This is a genomic window from Parasphingomonas zepuensis, from assembly GCF_036663735.1.
In the GTDB taxonomy this organism is placed as follows: domain Bacteria; phylum Pseudomonadota; class Alphaproteobacteria; order Sphingomonadales; family Sphingomonadaceae; genus Sphingomonas.
This window is the reverse complement of record NZ_JAXOJO010000095.1, coordinates 1-1,036: the sequence shown is the minus strand read 5'-3', so window position 1 is coordinate 1,036 and position 1,036 is coordinate 1. Positions and strand designations below refer to the sequence as shown.

1 protein-coding gene is annotated in these 1,036 nt (G+C 65.4%); it reads right to left on the bottom strand.

The genetic code is table 11. The features are described from left to right. Nucleotides 1-1,036, bottom strand: a 1,036-nt coding sequence (locus U1769_RS25530) for a S9 family peptidase (RefSeq protein ID WP_332720952.1), incomplete at both ends; no start/stop codon positions are given.

Here is a 1,036-nt window from a genome sequence, read left to right as displayed (position 1 = left end):
AGCGATGAAGCGGCCGGACTGATGCTCTACCAGTGGCTTCCAATGCGCCTTGCCCGGCGTCTCGACCGGCGCAGTCATCAGCTTCTGGTCGGTCGCGCCATCGGTATCGGTCAGGATGACGAGCGCGTCGTTCCAATGTTCGACGTCATAGCGCAGATCGGGTGTGCGCTTCGCGACCAGCATCGGCTTGCGCTCCGGTTCCCCGGCGGGGATCAGCCAGGCCTCGGTCTGCGCGCCGTTGAGCATGCGGAACAGCACGAACTTGCCGGACTTGAGCGTGCGCAACTCGATGAAGAAGGCTGGGTCGTCCTCGGCGTGGAGCTTCACGTCGGTGCCGGTCTGCATGTCGCGCCGCCACACCGAATTGGCGGTGCCTGTGGCATTGCGGCCGACCCAGTAGAGATACCGCCCAGCGGGGTCAAAGGCCATGCCGCCATGCCCCTCGTTCAAATCGTTAACGACCAGCTCGCCCGTGGCCATGTCGCGCACGCGAATCTGGAAGATGCCGGAGCCCGTCAGATCCTGTGCCCATCCAAAGTGCTTTCCGTCCGGGCTGCGCACGACGCCGCCCCAATGGACCGCGAAGAATGGCTTGTCCGCCGCCTCAACACCAACATCGAGCAGTAATTCTTCCGCCCCTCCCTTGACCGGACGTCTTACATAAGCGGCTTGGTCATCGACCGCCGACTTGCGGGTGTAATAGAGATAGCCGCCTTCCTCGACCTCCAGTTTCTGGTGGTCGATGGCGTAGAGTGCGTCGGCGCGCGCGCGCAACTTCGCGGCCAACGGCGCGGCGGGCGCGAGCATCGCGTCGGTATAGCCATTCTCTGCCTTCACCGCCGCCGCGATCGGTGGGTCCAGCGTTGATGGATCCCGCAGCACCGCCTGCCAGTCGGCTGGGCGCATCCACGCATAATCGTCGATGCGCTTGCGGCCGAAATTACCAACGGTCTGGGGTTTGCGGGGTTGTTGCGGCGGCACCGGCCAGCGCGACCGACCTGCCGGCGCGACGCCGGCGCGCGCCACGCTCGCGGTC